The sequence below is a fragment of the Alcaligenes sp. Me129 genome (assembly GCF_050487245.1).
Classification (GTDB): domain Bacteria; phylum Pseudomonadota; class Gammaproteobacteria; order Burkholderiales; family Burkholderiaceae_B; genus Alcaligenes; species Alcaligenes phenolicus.
The window spans coordinates 1-507 of the sequence record NZ_JBKQGX010000047.1 but is presented as its reverse complement, the minus strand read 5'-3'; the positions used below and the strand labels follow the sequence as shown (position 1 = coordinate 507).

Here is a 507-nt window from a genome sequence, read left to right as displayed (position 1 = left end):
GCGATACGGAACGAGATTTCCGCTTTTGTGCTGGTTGCACACCACGCATTGCTTGTGAATATTGCGTTCATTAAATCGGAGTTGAGGTGCCGCAGCAGTTGTCCGGTAATGTCCGGCATCCCACTGAGCAGACGTGAGCGTTCCGCACGAGATACATGGTAAGTCGCGGTCTCTTTCTCTGATGAAGGCGTTTACGGCTTGTTGGGCTTGTTTAATCCAGTAACTGCGGGGCTTTAAGGCGAGTTTTCGAATCTTAAGTTTATCTTTCTGTTTCTGCTCCTCTCGTCGTCGTTTCTTCTCTGCTGCTTTTTCCGCTTTTTCGCGTTCTTTACTTCGTCGTTCGAGTGCTATCTTGGTTCCACACTCTGGAGAGCACCACCACTGATTAGCGAATGCAGGGTGAAACCATTCCCGGCATTCATCGTTTTTACATCGTCTTCGCGCTGGTTTAGCCATCATCTTCTTCCTCGTGCATCGAGCTATTCGGATCGCTCATCAGTTCTGCGC

The 507-nt window shown here is 49.5% G+C and carries 1 protein-coding gene; it reads right to left on the bottom strand.

Going from position 1 to position 507, the window contains the following annotated elements; all coding sequences use genetic code 11:
* Nucleotides 1–459 (bottom strand): recombination protein NinG (locus ACLPGZ_RS19615; RefSeq protein WP_429641903.1); only part of this gene is annotated, 459 nt, incomplete at its 3' end.
* Between the last annotated feature and the right edge of the window lie 48 nt (nucleotides 460–507).